This is a genomic window from Acinetobacter sp. Z1 (assembly GCF_024296945.1).
Classification (GTDB): Bacteria; Pseudomonadota; Gammaproteobacteria; order Pseudomonadales; family Moraxellaceae; genus Acinetobacter; species Acinetobacter beijerinckii.
Map to the genome: position 1 here is coordinate 551120 of NZ_CP101115.1, position 23746 is coordinate 574865.

General features: G+C 39.3%; 19 protein-coding genes, 2 tRNA genes, 3 rRNA genes and 1 pseudogene. 12 read left to right on the top strand and 13 right to left on the bottom strand.

Features of this window, described 5'->3' with window-relative positions:
* Positions 1–13: 13 nt before the first annotated feature.
* From NGC85_RS02620 to hflX, 5 genes are all read right to left on the bottom strand, one after another.
* Complete coding sequence (locus NGC85_RS02620; protein WP_254804740.1) at positions 14–457, bottom strand: DUF2147 domain-containing protein; 444 nt, start codon at positions 455–457, stop codon at positions 14–16.
* 228 nt (positions 458–685) lie between these two features.
* On the bottom strand, positions 686–1132 hold the full coding sequence (locus NGC85_RS02625) for a DUF2147 domain-containing protein (RefSeq protein WP_005051930.1): 447 nt from the start codon (positions 1130–1132) through the stop codon (positions 686–688).
* An 85-nt stretch (positions 1133–1217) separates the two neighbouring features.
* Positions 1218–1886 (bottom strand): LrgB family protein, encoded by a 669-nt coding sequence (locus tag NGC85_RS02630; RefSeq protein WP_254804741.1) that lies wholly within the window; start codon positions 1884–1886, stop codon positions 1218–1220.
* Between the two features lie 11 nt (positions 1887–1897).
* Positions 1898–2263: a hypothetical protein gene (locus NGC85_RS02635; protein ID WP_005051928.1), complete on the bottom strand. Its 366-nt coding sequence runs from the start codon at positions 2261–2263 to the stop codon at positions 1898–1900.
* Between the two features lie 43 nt (positions 2264–2306).
* Entirely contained in the window at positions 2307–3650 is a 1344-nt protein-coding gene (hflX, locus tag NGC85_RS02640; protein WP_254804742.1) for a ribosome rescue GTPase HflX, read from the bottom strand.
* A 448-nt stretch (positions 3651–4098) separates the two neighbouring features.
* Here hflX and NGC85_RS02645 point away from each other — a divergent pair, with 448 nt between their 5' ends.
* Positions 4099–4929: a 1-acyl-sn-glycerol-3-phosphate acyltransferase gene (locus NGC85_RS02645; RefSeq protein WP_039909289.1), complete on the top strand. Its 831-nt coding sequence runs from the start codon at positions 4099–4101 to the stop codon at positions 4927–4929.
* Here NGC85_RS02645 and NGC85_RS02650 read toward each other — a convergent pair.
* On the bottom strand, positions 4922–6550 hold the full coding sequence (locus NGC85_RS02650; RefSeq protein ID WP_254804743.1) for a phospholipase D family protein: 1629 nt from the start codon (positions 6548–6550) through the stop codon (positions 4922–4924). The two genes, NGC85_RS02645 and NGC85_RS02650, sit on opposite strands and share 8 nt — an antisense overlap.
* A gap of 103 nt (positions 6551–6653) precedes the next feature.
* Here NGC85_RS02650 and NGC85_RS02655 point away from each other — a divergent pair, with 103 nt between their 5' ends.
* On the top strand, positions 6654–7664 hold the full coding sequence (locus NGC85_RS02655; protein ID WP_254804744.1) for a metallophosphoesterase: 1011 nt from the start codon (positions 6654–6656) through the stop codon (positions 7662–7664).
* A gap of 46 nt (positions 7665–7710) precedes the next feature.
* Here the strand turns inward: NGC85_RS02655 and NGC85_RS02660 are convergent, their stop codons facing one another.
* From NGC85_RS02660 to NGC85_RS02670, 3 genes are read right to left on the bottom strand one after another with little or no spacing between them, the layout of a single operon-like run.
* Entirely contained in the window at positions 7711–8190 is a 480-nt protein-coding gene (locus tag NGC85_RS02660; RefSeq protein WP_254804745.1) for an OmpA family protein, read from the bottom strand.
* Between the two features lie 8 nt (positions 8191–8198).
* Positions 8199–9422, bottom strand: coding sequence for a diguanylate cyclase (locus NGC85_RS02665; RefSeq protein WP_005051921.1), 1224 nt, complete (start codon positions 9420–9422; stop codon positions 8199–8201).
* Between the two features lie 5 nt (positions 9423–9427).
* Positions 9428–9901 (bottom strand): YfiR family protein, encoded by a 474-nt coding sequence (locus NGC85_RS02670; protein WP_039909287.1) that lies wholly within the window; start codon positions 9899–9901, stop codon positions 9428–9430.
* 567 nt (positions 9902–10468) lie between these two features.
* Here NGC85_RS02670 and NGC85_RS02675 point away from each other — a divergent pair.
* The 10 genes and pseudogenes from NGC85_RS02675 (at position 10469) to NGC85_RS02725 (ending at position 20944) form a co-directional block, all read left to right on the top strand.
* Positions 10469–12006, top strand: a 16S ribosomal RNA gene (locus tag NGC85_RS02675).
* Positions 12007–12065: 59 nt separating this feature from the next.
* Positions 12066–12142: transfer RNA gene (locus NGC85_RS02680), tRNA-Ile, on the top strand.
* Positions 12143–12212: 70 nt separating this feature from the next.
* Positions 12213–12288 (top strand) — tRNA-Ala (locus NGC85_RS02685).
* Positions 12289–12702: 414 nt separating this feature from the next.
* Positions 12703–15596: ribosomal RNA gene (locus tag NGC85_RS02690) — 23S ribosomal RNA — on the top strand.
* Positions 15597–15769: 173 nt separating this feature from the next.
* Positions 15770–15884 (top strand): 5S ribosomal RNA (gene rrf / locus NGC85_RS02695).
* Together the 16S, 23S and 5S rRNA genes with 2 tRNA genes alongside form the textbook arrangement of a ribosomal RNA operon.
* Positions 15885–16020: 136 nt before the next feature.
* On the top strand, positions 16021–16521 hold the full coding sequence (locus tag NGC85_RS02700; RefSeq protein WP_254804746.1) for a hypothetical protein: 501 nt from the start codon (positions 16021–16023) through the stop codon (positions 16519–16521).
* Between the two features lie 295 nt (positions 16522–16816).
* Positions 16817–17208, top strand: a pseudogene (locus NGC85_RS02705) (DUF2007 domain-containing protein).
* A gap of 573 nt (positions 17209–17781) precedes the next feature.
* The gene (locus NGC85_RS02715) at positions 17782–18345 is read left to right on the top strand and encodes a DUF4256 domain-containing protein (protein ID WP_254804747.1); all 564 of its coding nucleotides are present in this window, start codon (positions 17782–17784) and stop codon (positions 18343–18345) included.
* 169 nt (positions 18346–18514) lie between these two features.
* Positions 18515–19678 carry an acyl-CoA dehydrogenase family protein gene (locus NGC85_RS02720; RefSeq protein WP_254804748.1) on the top strand — a complete coding sequence of 388 codons (1164 nt, stop codon included), beginning with the start codon at positions 18515–18517 and terminating at the stop codon, positions 19676–19678.
* Between the two features lie 93 nt (positions 19679–19771).
* The gene (locus NGC85_RS02725; protein WP_254804749.1) at positions 19772–20944 is read left to right on the top strand and encodes an acyl-CoA dehydrogenase family protein; all 1173 of its coding nucleotides are present in this window, start codon (positions 19772–19774) and stop codon (positions 20942–20944) included.
* Between the two features lie 55 nt (positions 20945–20999).
* Here the strand turns inward: NGC85_RS02725 and NGC85_RS02730 are convergent, their stop codons facing one another.
* The 4 genes from NGC85_RS02730 to NGC85_RS02745 form a co-directional block, all read right to left on the bottom strand.
* Positions 21000–21737: a hypothetical protein gene (locus tag NGC85_RS02730; RefSeq protein ID WP_254804750.1), complete on the bottom strand. Its 738-nt coding sequence runs from the start codon at positions 21735–21737 to the stop codon at positions 21000–21002.
* Positions 21738–21754: 17 nt separating this feature from the next.
* Entirely contained in the window at positions 21755–22372 is a 618-nt protein-coding gene (locus tag NGC85_RS02735) for a hypothetical protein (RefSeq protein ID WP_254804751.1), read from the bottom strand.
* Between the two features lie 118 nt (positions 22373–22490).
* The gene (locus tag NGC85_RS02740) at positions 22491–23000 is read right to left on the bottom strand and encodes a GNAT family N-acetyltransferase (protein ID WP_254804752.1); all 510 of its coding nucleotides are present in this window, start codon (positions 22998–23000) and stop codon (positions 22491–22493) included.
* Positions 22997–23596, bottom strand: a complete 600-nt coding sequence (locus NGC85_RS02745) for a TetR/AcrR family transcriptional regulator (protein ID WP_254804753.1) — start codon at positions 23594–23596, stop codon at positions 22997–22999. The genes NGC85_RS02740 and NGC85_RS02745 overlap by 4 nt, the downstream gene beginning before the upstream one ends.
* Between the last annotated feature and the right edge of the window lie 150 nt (positions 23597–23746).

The window sequence follows — 23746 nt, forward strand, 5'->3', positions numbered from 1 at the left end:
TTTTACGTTTAAATTAATCTACACGAATCCAGATTTGGCTGCGCCCCAAAACTGAAACGCCAACATAACCACGTAAATGTAGACGTTGCCCATTATTACTCAGTTTTGCTGTAAGGCTATAAACACGACCACTATTTGGATCTAAGATTTTTCCAGCAGTGTATAAAAGATCTTTTTTATGCTTTAGTTTAGTGATGGCATTTAGACCTAAGATTGGCTTATTGGTATAGGGTGCTGGACAATTTATGCAAAATTCTTTGGGTGTATAACCTGTTCGAGGGGTTATTTTAGTGATTTTACCAGTGTAGGTACCATCTGATTCTTGAGTTATTTCAACTTGTCCTTTGGGTGCCCCAGTTAAATCATCAACGCTTTGCCACACCCCAGTAATATCTTGTGCAAAACTTATATGGCTAAAACTAAATAGAAGGAAAATTGAGAGGAATTTAATAAACATATTGACGCTGCTCAGCCGCTTTTATTGTATTGCTATTATTTCGGATTTCTAATAATAGATTCAATAATTATTTTACAATTGTGTATTTTTTTAATTGTTGAAAATTCAAGGATTTCTCGTCTTAAAATATAAAAAGCTTCTTCATTTTTATATTTAATGAAGAAGCTTTTTTTAGTAAACCGTGATCAATAATATCAAGATGATGGATGCACTGTTTGGTTTTACTATTTATTCAGTACGAATCCAAATTTGATTACGACCTAATGCTGATACCCCTAAGTATCCACGTAAGTGCATGCGTTTACCATTGGCGCTTAATTTAGCTTTCATGCTGTAAATTTTTCCAGAATTTGGATCTAAAATACGACCATTGGTGTAGTTTAGACCATTCGCATGTTTTAAACCGGTTACAACATCTAAACCTAAAATTGGCTTATTGGTATATGGAGCAGGACAGTCAACACACGTTTCCTTTGGTGTATAACCTGCGCGAGGTGTAATTTTTACGACTTTACCAGCATATGTACCATTCGATTCTTGGCGAATTTCAATTAATGCTTTAGGTGCGCCAGTTTTGTCATCAATACTTTGCCAAAGACCTGTGATATCTTCTGCAAAAGTAAAACTGCTTGCCACAGATAAAAGTAATGCACCTATTAGTTGTTTGCCCATCATTAAAAAATCCTTTTAACGTTTGAAACTCCATTATGTCGGATTTCTGACAACTAGTTCAATCTTTATGTGATATTTGCGGCAAATTTTAAGATAAAGACAAAATAAAGGTAGGCAACCATATCGCTGTAAATACACCATTTATCGCCATTCCGAATGCTGCATAACGTCCAGTAACTGGCCCACGTTGCCATGCTTGCGCTGTTCCAATCGCATGAGCAGCTAAACCCAGTGCTAAGCCAGACGCACGTTCATCATGAATATGTTTTAAGATCCAAGGCGAAAATGCAGCACCAATCACGCCAGATAAAATGACAATAAGTGTCACCATCATAAGTGGAGCATGTAATAACGTTGCGATATTCAATGCAATTGGCGTAGTCACTGCACGTGTTGCAAATGCCATAATTGTAGGCTCAGACATGTGTAATAAATAAGCAAGTCCCATAGGCAGCGCAACTGCACTAATACTAGCAAAGCATAAAATACCAATCATGGATTTGAGAGGTAAGTCATCATAACGCATCGCAGCAAGCGGAATAGCCAATGCAACTGTGACATAGCCCAATAAATGATTAAAAACATTATTTACGCTATTCATGTAGCGTTCATAAGGAATACCTAAAATTGCCAACAGTCCAATCACGATAAACATGGCGAAAACAATTAAAGGGATTTGTGGCATTTTTTTATTCAGTGGTTTTGCGATCAAATAGCTAACCAATGTGATCATGAATCCGTAAATAATCATAAACATATTTCAGATTCCTATAACCAGCGTTTTGCCATTTTGGCATAGATCCATAATGGCAATAATGTACTTAAGCTTAGAACAAATAAAAATACAGGAATCTCTTTGCCCAAATGTACCAGCATAATTAAAGAGCCTGCACAAATAGGTAAAAAGGCGAAAGCACTTTCTTTCATGATTTTGTTATTTGTATCGATTAAACGATTGGAAATCTTTTTGAATCTTCGCCAAATCAGTAAAGTCGCAAGTAGACTAATTAATCCAACCAAATTTCCTAGTTCAGGATGATGAAAAATTTTGGTGATTGCTACTGCACCTTCTCTAAAGATGATGATTAATAACAGTGTGTAGAACCATGCTGTCCAATCAATATTTTTCATCATTACTCATGCTCTTGTCATCTTTTTAAACCATAACTCATCAAGCTTAAAGTGACGAATGTTGTATTTCAAATTCTTCCAAAGGTCGTTGAAATATGGAAGCTTTATTGCCAAGAATTTCGTCTAATGGTAAATGAGCTTGTTTAATGATTTGCTCCAATTTGTGTGGAGCAATACAAACTGTCAAATGTAAATCACCATTCTCTTCGTAGCGCTCTGATTCAATTACATTCAATGTATAAAGTTGATTGCGTAGTTTACCGTAAGCAGGTTTAAGGGTTAAATCAAAGTGTTGTAACTGTCCCATTAAGCATTGTTGTACTGCTTCGCTCAATAACTCTAAACCTTGACCTGAATGGGCTGAAACATACACTCGTTCGGGTAACTCTGCTGTTTTGTAGATGATTTTTGCAGCATCACCGCTGATATCAATTTTATTATAGACATGCAAGACAGGAGCATCTGCGCCAATTTCTTTTAGTACGGTTTCTACAGCCTCAATTTGTTCAGACATATTCGGACTGCTCGCATCAATCACATGAAGCAATAATGTTGCTTCGAGCGTTTCTTCTAATGTTGCTTTGAATGATTCAACCAAATCATGCTGTAGATTTCTAACAAAACCAACGGTATCGGCAAGCACAACAGTACCCACACCATCCCATTCGAGACGACGTAGCGTCGGATCTAACGTGGCAAATAACTGATCTGCCGCGTATACATCACTTTTCGCAAGAATGTTAAATAACGTGGATTTCCCTGCATTGGTATAACCGACTAAGGAAATGGTTGGAATGGCAGCTTTCTGACGTGCAGCACGTCCTTGTAAGCGGGTTTGTTGAACCTTAACGAGTTTATCTTTGAGTTGGGTGATACGAACGCGAATCAGTCGACGATCAGTTTCGAGTTGTGATTCACCAGGACCACGTAGTCCAATACCACCTTTTTGTTGTTCTAAGTTTCCTGTAAACCCTCGAATTAAACGAGTGGATAAGTGCTTAAGTTGAGCAAGTTCAACTTGTAGTTTGCCTTCATGTGTGCGAGCGCGTAAGGCAAAAATATCTAAAATCAATCCTGTACGATCAATTACGCGACATTTTAAAATTCTTTCTAAGTTACGTTCCTGCGCTGGCGATAATGAGTGATCGAAAATGACCAGTTCAGCTTCAAGATATTGGACTTGCTCAGCGATTTCATCCACTTTGCCTGAGCCAATAAAAAATTTTGGATCAGGTCTATTTCTTGGCACAGTAATATGCTCTAGGATTTCCGCACCAGCAGATTGAGCGAGCAATCGGAACTCTTCGGCATCAAGATCGTCAAGCTGTTGAACGGAAACACTGACTAATATTGCTCGTTCACCACTGTGACGCTGCTCAAAATTTTCCACGCTGTTATCATATCCTTAGTATTAAGTTCCTATTCTAGAATAAAGTGAAAGCAAAGGGCAAAAGAGTTACCCCATTTAGATGATATTACGACGTAAAAGTTCAACAAATCCTACTAATGTACCCATATATAAAATTGACCACCCTAAAAACATTTTTAAAGCGTAGCGATAGGGAATTCTATTTGATACCGCGTGTGTCGTTGTTTGATGATTCATAGTGAGACCCATTCATCTGTAAATTCGATTTATTTATAGTAATTGATCTAATAAAACATTTAAAATTGAAAAATATTATGCTTACGTTCGCTTTTTGTCATAAAGCAAACTTTTAACTCTATATATTTGCGTGCTATAACAAGCTTTACTTTGAGCAAACACAAAGTGCCGTAGTAGGTTCATGCTGAAAGCATCTGTTAAGGGTAGCAAGCCCAATGGTTTTAATAATTCTATGACTCAAGAAACAACAGCAGTGAATAATACTCAGTTAAATTTATTTTCAAAGTTTAGTTTATATACAAGAAAACTAGCATCAGGCTTAGAAACGATTGGTGAAGGCTTTTATCTCATTTATCGTCATGGACTTTATAAGGATCCAAACAATCCAATTAACACGCGATATGTTCAATATTTTTGTCGTCGATTGTGCGAAGTTTTTAATATTGAAGTACAAGTGCATGGCACGATTCCACGCGAACCTGCTTTGTGGGTGAGTAATCATATTTCATGGCTAGATGTTGCTGTACTGGGCTCTGGCGCTCGAATTTTCTTTTTAGCCAAAGCTGAAGTGGAAAAATGGCCAATCTTGGGTAATCTTGCCAAGGGGGGCGGAACTCTATTTATTAAGCGTGGTTCAGGGGATTCAATTCGAATTCGTGAGCAAATTACAGAGTTTTTGAAGCAAGATATTCCTGTTTTATTTTTTCCAGAAGCCACCACGACTGATGGTACCAAGGTTAAAAAAGTACATGGAAGGCTTTTAGGTGCTGCAATTGAAGCACAACGCCCTGTACAGATTTGTGTGATTTGCTATGTAAATCAACAAGGTGAGTTAGATTTAATTGCACCATTTATTGGTGAAATGACTTTTGCAGAGCATGTACAGCGAGTGTTGGAAATGCCAAAAGTGACTGCGCATTTACTGACGTTACCTGCGATACCTGTAGAAGGTCATACGGTTGATAGTTTAACCAAAGAAGTTGATCGACAAATGCGGGCAGGCTTGCTTGAGTTGCAAAATAAAGTGCTGGCTGTTCCTCCAACTGCAAATGAGCTTACATAAAGCCTTCAATTGGCAGCCATGAAATAACTTTCATTCCTGCTCTTTGCCACCACTTCATGCGAGGTTCTTTGGTATAAATCACAGGACCTTGAGAAGTTTGCCGTTGCCAAGTTATTTTATTCTCGGCATTTAAAACCAATTTATACGCATACTTACTCAAGTTTTGATCCATGGTGCTATGCACTGATCTTGCTAATGTTGGGCTATTTAATAGCACCCCAATTTCTGTATTCAGGTACGCCGAGCGTGGGTCAAAATTAAATGAACCGATAAAAACTTGCTTTTCATCTAGTGCCATAAGCTTGGCATGTAAACTAGAACGACTTAATCCTTTGATATTTACTTTTGCTTTTTTAGCTAAATCTTCGGTATGTTTATCAAGATCATCTTTATCTAAAGCGGGTAAAAACTCATAAAGTTCTACCCCATTTTCTAATAAATTTTGACGATATTTGCCATAAAATGCATGAACAACAGCAACATCATTTGCTTTGAAAGAATTGGTTAAAACTCTAACATGAACACCATCTTGTGCTAATTCACTTAAAATTTTCGCACCCTTTTTTTCGGGAACAAAATAAGCAGAAATCAGATCAATATTTTTTTCAGGTTTTTCTAAATGATTGATCAGTTGGAAATTAAGATGCTCTTGTTTCTTTGCTTTTGATTTTATTTTATCAGGTGAGTCTTTAACGACTTCAGCTTTCACCCAATCTAAAGCAATATCTCGGTTGATGAGTGAGTCGATTGCTTGGGAATTACTGGTTAAATCTAAATAGTTTTGAACGGTAACTTTTTTATAATGTTCATCTAATTGTTGTTTTAAACTTTCATAACTTAGACGATGAGATTTTTGCTTTACGACTTCTTGAACAGCATAAGCATAATCATGATTCCAATAGTCATCAAAAGAGTTAGAAATATCATTAACGGCAGTTCCCACCAACATGACATCAACATCTGAGAACTGATAGCTATCGCTGACATTGTAATATTGATTGGTCATGTTTCTGCCGCCGATTAATGCGACTTTGTGATCTGCGATAAAGCTTTTATTGTGCATGCGTCGATTGATACGCTTTAAATCCAATACCATATCAATGCCACGATATTTTCTAAAACGATATGGGTTGAATAGCTTTACCTCAATATTGGGATGTTGTGCTAAAGCTAAAAAGATTCCTTCAGTTTGTTTTGCGTTGTTATCATCGATCAATAATCTTACTTTTACGCCACGATCTGCTGCACGAATAAGTGCATGTAACGCGACTGCCCCGACTTTATCGTTATCCCAAATATAATACTGTAGATCTAATGTTTTTTCGGCTTTATCAATTAAACGTAATCGAGCTGCCAAAGCTTCTATAGGATCGAATAAAACATAATAACCAGTAAGATCAGGGTTCTGTTGCTGCAAAGGATCTATGATTTGTGCAAGTGTGGTTTCTGATGTATCAACTTTTAAAGCTATCGCTTGGGTCGGTTCAATAGAGTGTTTGGGTAAGGTGCTACAACCTGAGATTGTGATCGCAATACTCAATGAAATCGTAAGCATACTTTTATTGTAAGTAGATGTACTTATTTTTGTATGTTTGCGATTTAGAACCGAAAATTGCGTCATAATCTTTACTGATTAAAAGTTGGGCTTGAGTATATCATTTCATCGAAGATTATGAATATGAGATGCGATATATACCGTTATAGTGAGATGAATGAGATTGGTAATGTGGAATTCTGACAGTGTTATTTTAGTTTTTTATATTATTTTTCTGATCTTGGCATTATGGGGATTGGTGCAGGCATGGATACATCAGGCAAGAACTGAAACTATTCACCCTTTCAAAGCCTTTGTTCATTTATTGGCATTTTATTTATCTTATCTTCTAATCCCACTTTGGTTTTTTAGCTTATATGCAGGATGGTCTGGTTTTTATAGCTTACATCAGACAGCATTTGTCTTTTTACTCAGTACTTTATTAATTTATGCGCGTTTTATTGAACCTCATTTAGTCCATGTTAAATATCACCAATATCGTTTAAATCCAAAACACGAATTTAGAAAATCAGTAAAAGTGGCGCTGATTGCAGATATGCATGTTGGGCTATTTTCAGGTCATGAACGTCAATTAAAAATCATTGTAGAAAAATTGAATCAAACAAAGCCCGATTTGGTTGTGGTTGCAGGTGATTGGACTTATGAGCCTGAAAATAGATTGGTGGAAGAGCTTGAAGTACTCAAACAAATTCAAGCGCCAGTCTATTCAGTCAACGGTAATCATGATGAACAATATCCTGGACCACCGATTCAAGCGTTACTGAGTGAAGCTTTGAGCCAAAATAATGTGATGGACATTGAAGGTAAGATTGTTGAATTTGATGAATTCCGATTGGTGGGTATTGGTGATTTATGGGCAGGTAAAGCAAATATGCGTTTTTTACCTGAGTTACCCCAAGATAAACCGTGGCTAATCTTATCGCATAATCCTGATACTGTAGATATGGTGCCAGAATTGAAAATGAGACCGCTTATGTTGTCTGGTCATACTCACGGAGGTCAAATCGAGTTGCCGTGGATTACCAGTTATATTATGAAACGGGTTTCAATTTTAGGTCATAAAAGAGGCTTTTATACTCATGAGCATGCAGATGTATTTGTCACTGTAGGCACAGGAATGGTCGGAGTCCCATTTCGTTTTAGAGTTCCTCCAACCATTGATATTATTGAATTAAAATAAATAAAAAAGCCGACTCATCTAAGTCGGCTTTTTTAAACTATAATAATTAAGGAATAATAATCACAGCGACACGACGGTTATTGGCACGATTTTCCTCAGAGGTGTTGGGTACAAATGGTTGATCTGAGCCACGACCAATAATTGTAAGATTATTTGGCTTAAAACCTTGATTAACGAAAATCGAAGCAACACTTTGAGCACGTTCTTCAGAAAGCTTTTTGTTGTACTCTGAATTGCCAATATCATCGGTATGACCTACGACTTTTAATTTCTGTAAATCATATTTCTCTAATTGTTTTGCAAGGCGAGCAATTTCCTTCGCATGATCAGGTTTAATACCTGATTTATTAAAATCGAAAAGTAAACGCTCAGGTAAACCCAAACTCCAACCCTCGTCTGTTAAAACGAAACCTTCTTTTTTCAACATTTTTACTTGACGGTATTTAAGTGGACCAAAACTTAAACAGCTAGCTAATGTTAGGCAGAGTAACGCTATGAATGAAATTTTAATGCTGCGAGCGTACATAACATATCCTAAATTTCTGGTTTATAAACAAACCAATGTGGATTTAAATTTTTAGCTTTATACATTGCTTGATCTGCTTGCATGACTAAATCCTCTGGATTTTCAGCAAATTGAGAAAATGCAATACCTAAACTAAAACCAAAATGAATAACATCCCCATTAAAATCCAAAGGTTCTTTGCAGCTTGCAAGTAAACCTTCAGCAATTGCCTGTAAATGATCAGCATGGTGAATTGCATGCAAAATAATTGCAAACTCATCACCACCCAAACGAGCAATGAAATCTTCTTGTCGAACAGAAAGCTTTAAACGGGAAGCCATTTCTTTCAAAACAGCATCGCCAGCCAAATGTCCATATTGGTCATTAATTACTTTAAACTTATTATTATCAATGAATATCAGTGCGGAATTATGACGGTATAACGGATTTTCAAAAATATTGAGCAGCTCTTCGTAGAAGAAATGACGATTTGGTAAACTGGTCAACTGATCGTGATGTGCTTGGAACGAAAGTTGACGATTTTCTTTTTGTAGATTGTTATTCCAAATTTGAATTTCTTCTAACAACTCATTAAACACCGTATTTAAATTTTGAAACTCTCTAATATGATTGTTCGGAAAGCGTAAATTATAAGCTTTTTGGTCACTTACTAATTGAGCGATATGGGTTAATGGTTTAATCGCTTGCATGATCTGACGATAGGTCAAATTAATTGACCATAAAAGTGCAATCACAATAAAAAACATTGAAATTGCTAAACCAATAATAATGGTCTTTAAAAAATGTAAAATATTTTCAGAACTACCATAAAGAACCAAATCACCTACTTTTTTATTGTGGTGCATCACCACCAATTTAACTGGATCATGTAAAAACCATTCATCCAATAAATTTTGAAGGAAAGGGGTGTATGCAACTTTTTTGGTACTTTCCGAAAGTAATTGTTGTTGCGGATCGTAAACATGAATACTTCGTATCGCATGTTCAGTTGTATAATCTTTTAAAATTTGTTCAATCGCACCTTTATCTTTAAAAACGACAGCAGGTTGAACACGCTCTAATACTGTTTGGCTTAATAATTTTAAATTTTGTTTGGCATAAGTTTCCATCGTAAACATTGAAATTGTTGCAAATGTACAACTACAAATCACAAAGGTAATCGCAAAAATCGTAAATTGAGATTTACGGAATAAAGCATGCAAAGAAGTAGATTGATATAAATTTGAAATCACTTTAACTACTCCGTGTTCTTCGCCAAGATTAAAACTCTGGGGTCGATATGAACCTTGGAATAACTTAAAGCATCTAAATTCACTTTAAATGTAGAAAAAGTTTTTCGATTATAAAGACAAAAAATACTACCAGTCTCACAATTTGGATTGTTTGTACTTAATGATAATAATGAGCGTGATGGATAAGATTGAATTAAATTTTGTTGTTGCTGTGCCGTAGTTGTTGAAAAATAAACAACATGACATTCTGTTTTTAAAAAATCTTTAGTGTTAACCGCTTGAACCTGATAATCATAAGCCAATTGTTTGATATTCGCTTGAAATTGATTGGCGGCATCTGGGTTATCAATTACACAAATGACTGGGCGTGATGTATTAGACCATTTACTATAACTTAATATCGTTAATGCCAACTCATAATAGCTGTGGTTTGATAAGGCGTAGCAAAGCTCACTCATAGCCATAGAAGCTAAAAGCAAAATAAACTGTGCTTTTTTACCAACGAACCGTATTTTCAATCAAAAATGCCAAAAAACGTGAAGCAAGAAACATATTCTACTGGACTTAATTGTTTAAAAAAAGTTCTTAATTCGAAAGAATAAGTATTAAAAGTTACTGGTTAGTTCAAAAGCTGACCACTTGAGATAATAAATAAAAAGAAATTAAGAAAAGGGGTTGTGTTGGTTTGGAAATGCTGTAGAATGCACATCCATCGGCGGTGATGCAGATAAAAACTTGTTGAGAAACAAGGATTTGGCTAGATTGGTTAGATTCTTGAGTTGGTTGATAAGTTTGCTAAATATCTAAATTACCTGTTGACTTTGAAGAAATTCAGAGTAATATAGCCGACCTAGCTTGATGATGACGAATCATCGAGAAGATCATTAAGAGAATAGAAGAACAACTTGTGTGGATTTTTACTGGTTAATCGATCGAAAATATTTCATTGATTGAATGGTAGAAATTACTCGAAGTTTATTTGAGAAATTAAAGTCAGAAAATTGATGAGCCAGATTTGGTGCTTAGAATAAAGCACAAATGATATTAAACTGAAGAGTTTGATCATGGCTCAGATTGAACGCTGGCGGCAGGCTTAACACATGCAAGTCGAGCGGGGAAATGTAGCTTGCTACATTACCTAGCGGCGGACGGGTGAGTAATGCTTAGGAATCTGCCTATTAGTGGGGGACAACATTCCGAAAGGAATGCTAATACCGCATACGTCCTACGGGAGAAAGCAGGGGACCTTCGGGCCTTGCGCTAATAGATGAGCCTAAGTCGGATTAGCTAGTTGGTGGGGTAAAGGCCTACCAAGGCGACGATCTGTAGCGGGTCTGAGAGGATGATCCGCCACACTGGGACTGAGACACGGCCCAGACTCCTACGGGAGGCAGCAGTGGGGAATATTGGACAATGGGGGGAACCCTGATCCAGCCATGCCGCGTGTGTGAAGAAGGCCTTTTGGTTGTAAAGCACTTTAAGCGAGGAGGAGGCTACTAGTATTAATACTACTGGATAGTGGACGTTACTCGCAGAATAAGCACCGGCTAACTCTGTGCCAGCAGCCGCGGTAATACAGAGGGTGCGAGCGTTAATCGGATTTACTGGGCGTAAAGCGTGCGTAGGCGGCTGATTAAGTCGGATGTGAAATCCCTGAGCTTAACTTAGGAATTGCATTCGATACTGGTCAGCTAGAGTATGGGAGAGGATGGTAGAATTCCAGGTGTAGCGGTGAAATGCGTAGAGATCTGGAGGAATACCGATGGCGAAGGCAGCCATCTGGCCTAATACTGACGCTGAGGTACGAAAGCATGGGGAGCAAACAGGATTAGATACCCTGGTAGTCCATGCCGTAAACGATGTCTACTAGCCGTTGGGGCCTTTGAGGCTTTAGTGGCGCAGCTAACGCGATAAGTAGACCGCCTGGGGAGTACGGTCGCAAGACTAAAACTCAAATGAATTGACGGGGGCCCGCACAAGCGGTGGAGCATGTGGTTTAATTCGATGCAACGCGAAGAACCTTACCTGGTCTTGACATAGTAAGAACTTTCCAGAGATGGATTGGTGCCTTCGGGAACTTACATACAGGTGCTGCATGGCTGTCGTCAGCTCGTGTCGTGAGATGTTGGGTTAAGTCCCGCAACGAGCGCAACCCTTTTCCTTATTTGCCAGCGGGTTAAGCCGGGAACTTTAAGGATACTGCCAGTGACAAACTGGAGGAAGGCGGGGACGACGTCAAGTCATCATGGCCCTTACGACCAGGGCTACACACGTGCTACAATGGTCGGTACAAAGGGTTGCTACCTAGCGATAGGATGCTAATCTCAAAAAGCCGATCGTAGTCCGGATTGGAGTCTGCAACTCGACTCCATGAAGTCGGAATCGCTAGTAATCGCGGATCAGAATGCCGCGGTGAATACGTTCCCGGGCCTTGTACACACCGCCCGTCACACCATGGGAGTTTGTTGCACCAGAAGTAGGTAGTCTAACCGCAAGGAGGACGCTTACCACGGTGTGGCCGATGACTGGGGTGAAGTCGTAACAAGGTAGCCGTAGGGGAACCTGCGGCTGGATCACCTCCTTAACGAAAGATTGATGGCCGGTAAGAATCCACAACAAGTTGTTCTTCGAAGATGTATCTGAGGGTCTGTAGCTCAGTTGGTTAGAGCACACGCTTGATAAGCGTGGGGTCACAAGTTCAAGTCTTGTCAGACCCACCACTACTGACGAAGTGATGAATAATCACAAGCTGCTAGATTGAAAGATATGTCGTTCATTATGATTTAAGCTGGGGACTTAGCTTAGTTGGTAGAGCGCCTGCTTTGCACGCAGGAGGTCAGGAGTTCGACTCTCCTAGTCTCCACCATGAATTAAAAAGAGTTTGTAAGAACGAAATTAATTCAAAGCTAAAGTAAATTATAGAAATTAATAAATACCTAAATAAGTCAAAAGAGATTTTGATTTGAGTTTATTAACTTCTGTGATTTATCACAGTTTACTACGCACCGACGAGGTGGTAGTTAATCATTAACAGATTAGAAAATTGAGTCTGAAATAAATTGTTCAAACTCGATTAATTCAACACTAACAGTAATACGTAAGTATTTCAGTTGGATGAAGAGTTAATCTGAGAACTAGCAAAAACACTGAATCAAGCGTTTTGGTAATGAATTTAGATTGAAGCTGTATGGTGATTAAGTTCACAGACAACGAATAGTAGCAATTAAGTTTGCAACGCTAACACTCACTTGTATGTGTTAACGACTGTTTGGGGTTGTATAGTCAAGTAATTAAGTGCATGTGGTGGATGCCTTGGCAGTCAGAGGCGATGAAAGACGTGATAGCCTGCGAAAAGCTCCGGGGAGGCGGCAAATATCCTTTGATCCGGAGATTTCTGAATGGGGGAACCCACCCGCTATAAGGCGGGTATCATAAACTGAATACATAGGTTTATGAAGCGAACGAGGGGAAGTGAAACATCTCAGTACCCTTAGGAAAAGAAATCAATTGAGATTCCCTTAGTAGCGGCGAGCGAACGGGGAGCAGCCCATTAAGTTGTGTGTGTTCTAGTGGAACGCTCTGGGAAGTGCGAACGTAGAGGGTGATATTCCCGTACACGAAAGGGCACACACAATGATGACGAGTAGGGCGAGGCACGTGAAACCTTGTCTGAATATGGGGGGACCATCCTCCAAGGCTAAATACTCCTGACTGACCGATAGTGAACCAGTACCGTGAGGGAAAGGCGAAAAGAACCCCTGTGAGGGGAGTGAAATAGATCCTGAAACCGCATGCATACAAGCAGTGGGAGCCGACTTGTTCGGTGACTGCGTACCTTTTGTATAATGGGTCAGCGACTTACATTCAGTAGCAAGGTTAACCGAATAGGGGAGCCGTAGAGAAATCGAGTCTTAATAGGGCGTTTAGTTGCTGGGTGTAGACCCGAAACCAGGCGATCTATCCATGAGCAGGTTGAAGGTTGGGTAACACTAACTGGAGGACCGAACCCACTGTCGTTGAAAAGCCAGGGGATGACTTGTGGATAGGGGTGAAAGGCTAATCAAGCCTGGTGATAGCTGGTTCTCCCCGAAAGCTATTTAGGTAGCGCCTCGGACGAATACCATTGGGGGTAGAGCACTGTTTCGGCTAGGGGGTCATCCCGACTTACCAAACCGATGCAAACTCCGAATACCAATGAGTACTATCCGGGAGACAGACTGCGGGTGCTAACGTCCGTAGTCAAGAGGAAAACAATCCAGACCGCCAGCTAAGGCCCCAAAATCATAGTTAAGTGGGAAACGATGTGGGAAGGCATAGACAGCTAGGAGGTTGGCTTAGAAGCAGCCACCCTTTAAAGAAAGCGTAATAGCTCACTAGTCGAGTCGGCCTGCGCGGAAGATGTAACGGGGCTAAAACTATGTGCCGAAGCTGCGGATTTACGCATTAGCGTAAGTGGTAGGGGAGCGTTCTGTAAGCCGATGAAGGTGTATTGAGAAGTATGCTGGAGGTATCAGAAGTGCGAATGCTGACGTGAGTAACGACAAAACGGGTGAAAAACCCGTTCGCTGAAAGACCAAGGGTTCCAGTCCAACGTTAATCGGGGCTGGGTGAGTCGACCCCTAAGGCGAGGCCGAGAGGCGTAGTCGATGGGAAATTGGTTAATATTCCAATACTTCTGTGTAATGCGATGAGAGGACGGAGAAGGTTAAGTCAGCCTGGCGTTGGTTGTCCAGGTGGAAGGCTGTAGGCATGCATCTTAGGCAAATCCGGGGTGCTCTATGCTGAGAGCTGATAGCAAGCTGTACTTGTACAGTGAAGTGGCTGATACCATGCTTCCAGGAAAAGTCTCTAAGCTTCAGTTACACAGGAATCGTACCCGAAACCGACACAGGTGGTCAGGTCGAGTAGACCAAAGCGCTTGAGAGAACTCTGCTGAAGGAACTAGGCAAAATGGTACCGTAACTTCGGGAGAAGGTACGCTGCTGACGGTGATGGGACTTGCTCCCTGAGCTATTGGCAGCCACAGAAACCAGGCCGCTGCAACTGTTTATTAAAAACATAGCACTCTGCAAACACGAAAGTGGACGTATAGGGTGTGATGCCTGCCCGGTGCTGGAAGGTTAATTGATGGGGTTAGCGTAAGCGAAGCTCTTGATCGAAGCCCCAGTAAACGGCGGCCGTAACTATAACGGTCCTAAGGTAGCGAAATTCCTTGTCGGGTAAGTTCCGACCTGCACGAATGGCATAATGATGGCGGCGCTGTCTCCAGCAGAGGCTCAGTGAAATCGAAATCGCTGTGAAGATGCAGTGTACCCGCGGCTAGACGGAAAGACCCCGTGAACCTTTACTGCAGCTTGACATTGAACTTTGACCTTACTTGTGTAGGATAGGTGGGAGGCTTTGAAGTTGGAACGCTAGTTCCAATGGAGCCGTCCTTGAAATACCACCCTGGTAATGTTGAGGTTCTAACTCTGCCCCGTAATCCGGGGCGAGGACCATGTCTGGTGGGTAGTTTGACTGGGGCGGTCTCCTCCTAAAGAGTAACGGAGGAGTACGAAGGTGCGCTCAGCGTGGTCGGAAATCACGCGTAGAGTATAAAGGCAAAAGCGCGCTTAACTGCGAGACCCACAAGTCGAGCAGGTACGAAAGTAGGTCTTAGTGATCCGGTGGTTCTGTATGGAAGGGCCATCGCTCAACGGATAAAAGGTACTCTGGGGATAACAGGCTGATACCGCCCAAGAGTTCATATCGACGGCGGTGTTTGGCACCTCGATGTCGGCTCATCTCATCCTGGGGCTGAAGCAGGTCCCAAGGGTATGGCTGTTCGCCATTTAAAGAGGTACGCGAGCTGGGTTTAGAACGTCGTGAGACAGTTCGGTCCCTATCTACCGTGGGCGCTGGAAATTTGAGAGGATCTGCTCCTAGTACGAGAGGACCAGAGTGGACGAACCTCTGGTGTACCGGTTGTCACGCCAGTGGCATCGCCGGGTAGCTATGTTCGGAAGGGATAACCGCTGAAAGCATCTAAGCGGGAAGCCTACCTCAAGATAAGATTTCCCTAGGACTTTATGTCCTCTAAAGAGCCGTTCGAGACTAGGACGTTGATAGGTTGGGTGTGGAAGCACGGTGACGTGTGAAGCTGACCAATACTAATTGCTCGTGAGGCTTGACTATACAACACCCAAACAGTTGTTGTATTCAAGATAAATTCAATACTTAACTTGATTTAGTGTACAAACTAGTTACAATACAGACCAATTATCTAATCCGTTAATAACTCTTTGGACCGTAAGTAAGGCATACGATGATTACATCGTGAATAAGACCCGAAAACACCACAACAGTTTGCTGGCGACAATAGCAAGAGTGAACCACCTGATCCCTTCCCGAACTCAGAAGTGAAACCTCTTCGCGCTGATGGTAGTGTGGCACTTGCCATGTGAGAGTAAGTCATCGCCAGCTTTTAAATTCAAAACACCCCCTCCGCTAATGCAGAGGGGGTGTTTTTTATTGCGTGAGAAAAAGAAAAAAGGAAAAATGTTGTGCACAGTGGTGGTATACACTTATATATAAAATAAATAGTACTTAAAGAGCAAATATGGTTTATAAATTAAGTGATCAGTTAGATCATGTAGGTAATTCCAAATATATTTTTGAAGCTTATAACGAATATTTAAGGGAAAATCGAAATAAATTTCCAACCAGCATCTTAGACTTGATGGCTTCTGAGCAATGGTATGGTGGAAGTGGTTCAACGGCTCCCTATTATTGTGAATTACAGAATATTGAAATCATTGATTTTGGAAAAGAAACGGCTCATCTTATCCTCACATTAATAAAAAAAGATCATAGAGACTATAAAGAAAAGCCTTTTCGACTTAGATTGATTTATCAAGGTGTGCTAGAACTCGAGATTCCCTATCAAAAAGATATTTCAATTAATTCATTTATGTGGCGTTATGATGAGTTTTTATTTTTTGATCCTTGGAGTAGTTATGGACATAATGAGAAAATGTTCACTCATAATATTGAATGGGTCGGGAAACATATCTGGTCTATTACAGCAAAAGACTTAATTGCTACTTGGGAAGAGTTATGAGAATTAATTAAAGTAGGTTTACTTAAAAATAAATACTCATTTGAAAAAGTCTTGGCGTAGATGAGATCAAAGCAAGTATCCATAAGCAGTTTGCTGGGGACAATGGCAAGAGTTAATCACCTGATCCATTTCCGAACTCAGAAAGGAAACATTTTAGGGTTGGATGGTAATGTGGCATTTGCAAAGTGAGAATATGGCATCACTAGCTTAAAAATACTAAACCTTCCAATTCTTGTTGGGAGTTTTTTATGCGATGAATTTTATATACTGGTTGTTTACTTAAAGGCTTTCCTAAATGACATGGGTTGTTGTGCAAAGCTTTTCTTTTCCATATGAGGCTCAGATTGCCAAAACGCAATTAGAAGCGGCTGGCTTCCTGCACGTATTGAAAATGAACATACGATTAATATGGATTGGCTTTATTCCAATGCTTTAGATGGTGTTCGTCTATTGGTTTTAGAAGGAGGTTCGGAAGAAGCGAGAACGTTGCTTGCACAGGATTTTAGCCAACAATTACAATAAGAGTTTAGACTAAGTGAAAACTGCCCAAATTGTGGTAGCAGTGATATACGGCCATATACTGAAGGAAAATGTCCTGCTTATTTAGTTTTTTTATTGCTTGGTTTTCCATTATATTTTTATAAAAATGGAATGAAGTGTCAGAGATGCCAATATTTTTGGAGCTAATATTTTCTATAAGAATCTACAATAGATTTTAAAGAATCAATGATTGGCTTATGCTCACATTAGAATAAAAAGTGTATCGGTTATGAACATTCAAAAAAATATTCTATGGATTGATTGTGGGGCAGCTGCATTGGTAGGAATGCTTGTGTTATTTGCTGTCCAATAGCTAAGCTCACTTTATCATTTACCAAAGAACGTTATAATTTTTATTGGCTGTGTAAATTTGCTATATGCATGTTATTCATTTTTATTAGCCAATTATAAAAAACGTTCCATTCTATTGATCAACATGTTAATGGTTGCTAATAGTATATGGGGTTTGATTTGTCTAATTATGTTATGGATGTTTTGGCAAGAAATGACAATTTTTGCGATCATACATATTTTAGGTGAAGCGTTTTTTGTTAGCTCTTTAGCAAGATTAGAATATCTTTGGCGACAGCAACTTTCATCTTAGTATTGTTGATGTTACACAATGAATTTTTATTCTGTATTAATGATTTAGAATAAATGAACTATCAACCCACTATTTTTTGGTTAACTTATATATAAGCAATAGTTTAGAGAATAAAAATGAGTAATGTAAGGCAATTAGATGTAGAGCAAACAGAAGTTTTGCTGATGATCTTAAAGAAGCGTTTTGAAGCCAATATGCATCGACATCAAGGTTTAAATTGGGTTGATATCGAAAATCAATTAAAACAGCTACCTGAAAAGTTATGGTCACTCAATCAAATGGAAGAGACTGGTGGTGAACCAGATATCGTTTCATTTGAGTCAAAGCCATCACAAATTATCTTCTATGATTTTGTCTTGAAAACGCCAAAAGGCCGCAGAAGCCTTTGTTATGACCGTGAGGCATTGGAATCACGTAAGGAACATAAACCTGAAAATAATATAATTGATGTGGTTGAGGTTATGGGCGTTGATCTTTTGACAGAAGAGCAATATAAGCAATTACAGTCTGTTGAGCATTTTGATTTAAAGACTTCGAGTTGGGTGAAAACGCCAGATGATATTCGGGAGAAAGGTGGAGCTATTTTTTGTGATCGTCGCTACGGACGAATTTTCACTTATCACAATGGTGCCCAATCTTATTATTCCACTCGAGGATTTCGTAGTTTATTAAAAATCTAAAGTTCCGTGGGTATGAATAATTCCTTTTAGGGAGTTAAAGAAAACGAACCAATTGAATATTTTTTTAATTATAAATTTTGCCAAGCGCTTGCTTGGTTTTTGTGGTTTTGATACCTTAGTGCTCACTAAATATTCGAAAACAATTACCATTAATCGCCAGGAAGCAAGCATGCAACTTAATCCCTTATATTATACTGAGCAACATTTAGCATTTGCTGATAGTGTTAGGCGCTTTACTGAAAAAGAGATTAGCCCTTTTATTAATGAATGGGATGAAGCAGAAACCTTTCCTCGAGAGCTTTATAAAAAAGCAGCCGATATTGGCTTGCTCGGCGTTGGCTTTGATGAAAATTATGGAGGTATTGCCGGAACTGATGCATTTTATACTCTACTTGCATCCGTTGAATTAGCGAAGTGTGCATCAGGTGGTTTGGCTGCATCTTTGCTTTCACATACGATCGGTACACCACCAATTCAACATTTTGCTCAAGAAGAAGTAAAAGCTGAAGTATTACCAAAAATTTTATCGGGAGAGAAAATTTCTGCATTGGCAATTACTGAACCGAGTGGTGGGTCAGATGTTGCGGCTTTAAAAACTAAAGCGGTCCGAGAAGGTGACGATTATATTGTCAGTGGCGAAAAGACCTTTATTACATCGGGTATTCGTGCAGATTATTATTCTGTTGCGGTAAGAACTGATCCCGATGCGAAGGGTGCTAATGGTATTTCAATGTTGCTGATTGATGCACATAGTGAAGGCATCACAAAATCAAAACTAGATAAAATGGGGTGGTGGGCATCGGATACAGCTCATTTGCACTTTGATAATGTGCGCGTGCCAGCTAAAAATTTACTCGGCGCAGAAAATATGGGCTTCTTTGTTATCATGAACAACTTTAACATGGAGCGATTTTTTCTTGCCGCAAGTAGTTATGGTTATGCATTGGTTTGCTATGAGGAGGCTTTGGATTGGGCAAAGCAGAGACAAACATTTGGGAAACGTTTGGTAGATCATCAAGTCGTTCGTCACAAGCTGGTTGATATGGCGACACGTTTAACTTCGACTCGTGCATTATTGGAAGATACGGCTTACCGTTTAGGAAAACCTGAATTACAGGGAAATGAACTGATTGCTCAAATTTGTATGCTTAAGAATGTCGCAACACAAACGATGCAATTCTGTGCCGATGCTGCGGTGCAGACATTAGGCGGTATGGGTTTTATGCGTGGTATGAAATCTGAACGTATTTATCGCGAAGTGAAAGTCAACATGATTGGCGGTGGGGCTGAGGAAATCATGAAAGATCTTGCCAGTCGCCAACTGGGCTATTAATCCAAATTTTAAAGGCTTTAAATCAACAGTAAACAGGTTTAAAGCCTTATCCACATAACAAGAATGCGTTAAATAATAATTTAGGAAAAAGACATGGATGGTTTATCACTTAACCCGATTTATTACACATCAGAACATCGGGCTTTTGCAGACAGTGTCAAACGTTTTGTAGAGAAAGAAATTTCACCTTATGTAAATGAATGGGATGAAGCAGGATCATTTCCACGAAAACTTTATCAAAAGGCTGCGAATGTCGGTTTAATGGGGCTCGGCTATGATGATGAGCATGGCGGTATTCCTGATTCCGATGCTTTTTACGTGATGTTGGCAGCTATTGAGATGGCAAAAGCTGGATCTGGTGGTGTACATATTTCGCTTATGATCCATAGTATTGGGACACCGCCCATTCATCATTTTGCTCGACCTGAGATTCGTGATGAAGTTATGCCACAGATTATTGCGGGTGAAAAAATCTCAGCCTTGGCAATTACAGAGCCGAGTGGTGGTTCTGATGTAGCAGCAATTAGAACCAAAGCAGTGCGAGAAGGAGACCATTATATTTTGAATGGTGAAAAGACCTTTATCACATCAGGGATTCGTGCTGATTATTATACGGTTGCTGTAAAGACAGATCAGAATGCTCAAGGCGCAAAAGGCATTTCTATGTTATTGGTCGATGCGCATAGCGATGGAATAACCAAATCACCTTTACAGAAAATGGGTTGGTGGGCATCAGACACTGCACATTTGCATTTTGACAATGTCAAAGTACCTGTCAGCCATTTATTGGGCGAGGAAAATGCAGGTTTTAAAGTGATCATGAATAACTTTAATATGGAGCGTTTTTGGCTAGCAGCGATGGCATATGGTTACGCATTGGTTTGTTATGAGGAAGCCTTGGATTGGGCAAAGCAGCGACAGACTTTTGGGAAGCGCTTGGTAGATCATCAGGTAGTTCGCCACAAACTTGTAGAGATGGCAACACAATTGACCACAACACGAGCATTATTAGAAGATACAGCTTATCGAATGGGACAAAAAGAGCTTCAAGGAGCAGACCTCATTGCACAAATTTCGATGTCAAAAAATGTAGCGACTCGTACTATGCAATTTTGTGCGGATGCTGCTGTGCAAACTTTGGGTGGAATGGGTTTTATGCGTGGAACCAAGTCCGAACGAATTTATCGTGAAGTCAAAGTGAATATGATTGGTGGTGGTGCTGAAGAAATTATGAAGGATCTAATCAGTAAGCAGCTAGGCTATTAATACCTTCATGACAAATAAAAAGTGCGGTTAATTTCCGCACTTTTTATTTTCAAATTTATTCTAGCTCAGCTAACTCTTCTAAAGAGATTTGGCGGATTTCAAATATAGGCTGTTTCAAAAATGAGTTCAAAGTTTTTATATCGATAAATTTTATATTGTCTAAGGCAATACCTTCGATGCAGTCTTTTTCAGCATCGTAACGAATATCTGGAGTTTGTTCGATAAATTGTTTGAATAACAGCGGACTATCGCTTAATTCTGCAAGTGGTTTGTCCATCAAAGCTTCAAATTCATAGTCCATCGCATAAATATTGGACTCCCAAGACACATCACTAAAGTTTTCATTTTGACTAGAAATGATGCTGCCTGTTTCATAACCACTAAAATAGTCTTCTTCCGAGTTGACCCAGAGTACATAGCAGGGTTGTGATGCATCAACTTCCAATAATTGGTACCAGACAATACCTGAGATTTTAGCAAATTCAAAAGCATCATCTTCATTCAATTTAGGAATTTCACCATCATCTATATTAAAAGTTTTTCCTGTTTTTTCTAAAATTAAAGCTTCAAGTTTTTCGTAGATTTCATCATCTGCTTCACCATTGCCAATATCATAGTTACATAGTTCATCATAGTATAAGCCTTCGACGACTAGTGATTTGTATACCTTTTCAGCTTCAGCTTTATCTGTATAAATCTGCTTGATAGCCCCAGTTGAAACGCAATTGGTCAGATGCCATTCATCATTGTAAGCAAAGTCGTTTTGACGAATAACGTATTGGATATTACTCATTTTTATTTCCCCTTAAATTAAGCGATTTTTATTTTTAAGTCTTGCAGTTTGGCTGCACTTGGCGGGACGGCCATCCCATTGTCCATCCAGAATTCAAAACGCATTGGATTGAAAAAGAAGTCTGGACTAATATCAAAATCAATAAATTTGGCTTCGCTTTTTCCCATCATGGGAAGAATGGTATTGATAAACCAACTATTGTGAGTGATCAGTAAAGATTTTAGTTGACCTGTCACTGATAATGGAGAGAGTAATGTTGCTGATAGCTTTGGATCATCAATCACATCTGAGTGGAATTTTTCGAGGCGTTTAGCCAGTCCATTTGTAGGAATATCTTGCATTGCTGCAACGAAGTCTCCAATCGTTGGAATAAAGCGGTGATGGAAATCCACTAACAGATGATCTTTTTCACAAAGGTCTTTAACTTCTATGCTATTGCCAGCACTATTTTCGAAGTAATGTCCAAAAATCGGAATAATTACTTCTTGAACTCCCCAAAAAGTATGCAAGATACGATGGCGATTGTCAGTGCAGAGCATTTTGGTGCTGTCGATTAGAGCATGAATATCAGTATAATCTTCAAGCTCACCCCCGCGACGTTTCACCGAAATATTGGCATGTTGGACTGGATTCATTTTTGCTATTTCTTGTAATCTTTTGATGTTTAAGCAGAATAGCAGTTTTTAATTTGAACGAGAATAGAGGAAATTGGTTAGGCGTTAAGTTGTGTCGTAGTAAAATTGGGTTTAAATTTTAGAAGGCTAGATATTTCTTATCTGTCCAATTCGAATTTAAAATCGCCCACCGCTCATGATCTTTCCATCCTTTACCACCGACACGTAAATACTGACGTGAAAACCCCTCTTTAACAAAGCCTGCCCTAGCCACAAGGCGAATGGAGGGGGTGTTTTCAGGTTGGATATTTGCCTCTAGTCGATGAAGGTTCAGTGTTTGAAATGCTTCTTGTAAAATAAGTTGGAGTCCCTGTCGCATATATCCCTGACCTATATATGGATAAAAGGCTTCATAACCTAAATAAGCGGAATGGAAGTGACCTCGAATGATATTCGATATATTAAAAGTTCCTACAATTGCATGGTTTTCAGTTAAGCAGACAAAATAACGATGTTCTTGTTGTAGATATTTTTCAAAATCTCTAGGAGGATATGTCCACGGTTGATGTAGATGAATACTATTTTGGTAGGCCTTTTTGATTTCAGCTAAATCGCTGAGTTGGGGCTTACGTAAATAGACATGACTCATTTCAAAGCCATTTCCCAGACCATTTCAGTCAATTCATCAATTTTAACTTTACCTTCAGGTCTATACCAAGTCACTGTCCAAGAAATAGAACCACCGACTAAACGTCGCCAAATAAATGCATCATGTTTAACCTTGCCTTGATTACGTAATTTTTCAATTACATCAAGCCAGACTTGCTCATATTCATTACGCATCTTTAAAAGATAGTCTTGTTTTTCTTTTGATAGCGCAAACCATTCATGAACTAATACAGCCATTGCCGCACCAGTATCACCAGTAATTGAAATTAATTCAGCTCTGATTAAATCACGCAATTGCTGTTCAGGATCAGTTGAGCGTTCAGCCGCTTCTTTTAAACGGGCAAAGTTATAAATGATGGTTTGTTCCATCACCGTAGCCAGAATGTCATCTTTACTTTTAAAGTGATGGAAGAGACTACCTGATTGAATACCAATAAATTCACCAAGTTGGCGAACCGTGGTTTTATCATAGCCTTGCTTGTAAAACAGATAGGCGGCACCTAAGAGCAAACGTCCACGTGGGCTATCGTCAAAACATACGATTTTAGGTATTTGCTCAATTGAAGTTGCGATCATGCCTGTCCGTCTATCCCATCTAATCAAAGTGTATTGTAACAAAATTCATTTCATGAATTGTCTTATCTTTTTATAACAAGCATTTGCTTGAATTTGTCTATTTTTGCTAACGCAGCATATCATTCTGCACTTTACAAACCAAGCACTTGC

What these genes read in the sequence shown, in the direction of transcription:
- NGC85_RS02740 (WP_254804752.1), bottom strand. Translation starts at nt 23,000, where the DNA reads ATGAGTCATGTCTATTTACGTAAGCCCCAACTCAGCGATTTAGCTGAA.
- NGC85_RS02630 (WP_254804741.1), bottom strand. Translation starts at nt 1,886, where the DNA reads ATGTTTATGATTATTTACGGATTCATGATCACATTGGTTAGCTATTTG.
- NGC85_RS02700 (WP_254804746.1), top strand. Translation starts at nt 16,021, where the DNA reads ATGGTTTATAAATTAAGTGATCAGTTAGATCATGTAGGTAATTCCAAA.
- NGC85_RS02660 (WP_254804745.1), bottom strand. Translation starts at nt 8,190, where the DNA reads ATGTACGCTCGCAGCATTAAAATTTCATTCATAGCGTTACTCTGCCTA.
- NGC85_RS02625 (WP_005051930.1), bottom strand. Translation starts at nt 1,132, where the DNA reads ATGATGGGCAAACAACTAATAGGTGCATTACTTTTATCTGTGGCAAGC.
- NGC85_RS02650 (WP_254804743.1), bottom strand. Translation starts at nt 6,550, where the DNA reads ATGACGCAATTTTCGGTTCTAAATCGCAAACATACAAAAATAAGTACA.
- NGC85_RS02725 (WP_254804749.1), top strand. Translation starts at nt 19,772, where the DNA reads ATGGATGGTTTATCACTTAACCCGATTTATTACACATCAGAACATCGG.
- NGC85_RS02655 (WP_254804744.1), top strand. Translation starts at nt 6,654, where the DNA reads ATGTGGAATTCTGACAGTGTTATTTTAGTTTTTTATATTATTTTTCTG.
- NGC85_RS02735 (WP_254804751.1), bottom strand. Translation starts at nt 22,372, where the DNA reads ATGAATCCAGTCCAACATGCCAATATTTCGGTGAAACGTCGCGGGGGT.
- NGC85_RS02715 (WP_254804747.1), top strand. Translation starts at nt 17,782, where the DNA reads ATGAGTAATGTAAGGCAATTAGATGTAGAGCAAACAGAAGTTTTGCTG.
- NGC85_RS02645 (WP_039909289.1), top strand. Translation starts at nt 4,099, where the DNA reads ATGACTCAAGAAACAACAGCAGTGAATAATACTCAGTTAAATTTATTT.
- NGC85_RS02620 (WP_254804740.1), bottom strand. Translation starts at nt 457, where the DNA reads ATGTTTATTAAATTCCTCTCAATTTTCCTTCTATTTAGTTTTAGCCAT.
- NGC85_RS02720 (WP_254804748.1), top strand. Translation starts at nt 18,515, where the DNA reads ATGCAACTTAATCCCTTATATTATACTGAGCAACATTTAGCATTTGCT.
- NGC85_RS02745 (WP_254804753.1), bottom strand. Translation starts at nt 23,596, where the DNA reads ATGATCGCAACTTCAATTGAGCAAATACCTAAAATCGTATGTTTTGAC.
- NGC85_RS02635 (WP_005051928.1), bottom strand. Translation starts at nt 2,263, where the DNA reads ATGATGAAAAATATTGATTGGACAGCATGGTTCTACACACTGTTATTA.
- NGC85_RS02730 (WP_254804750.1), bottom strand. Translation starts at nt 21,737, where the DNA reads ATGAGTAATATCCAATACGTTATTCGTCAAAACGACTTTGCTTACAAT.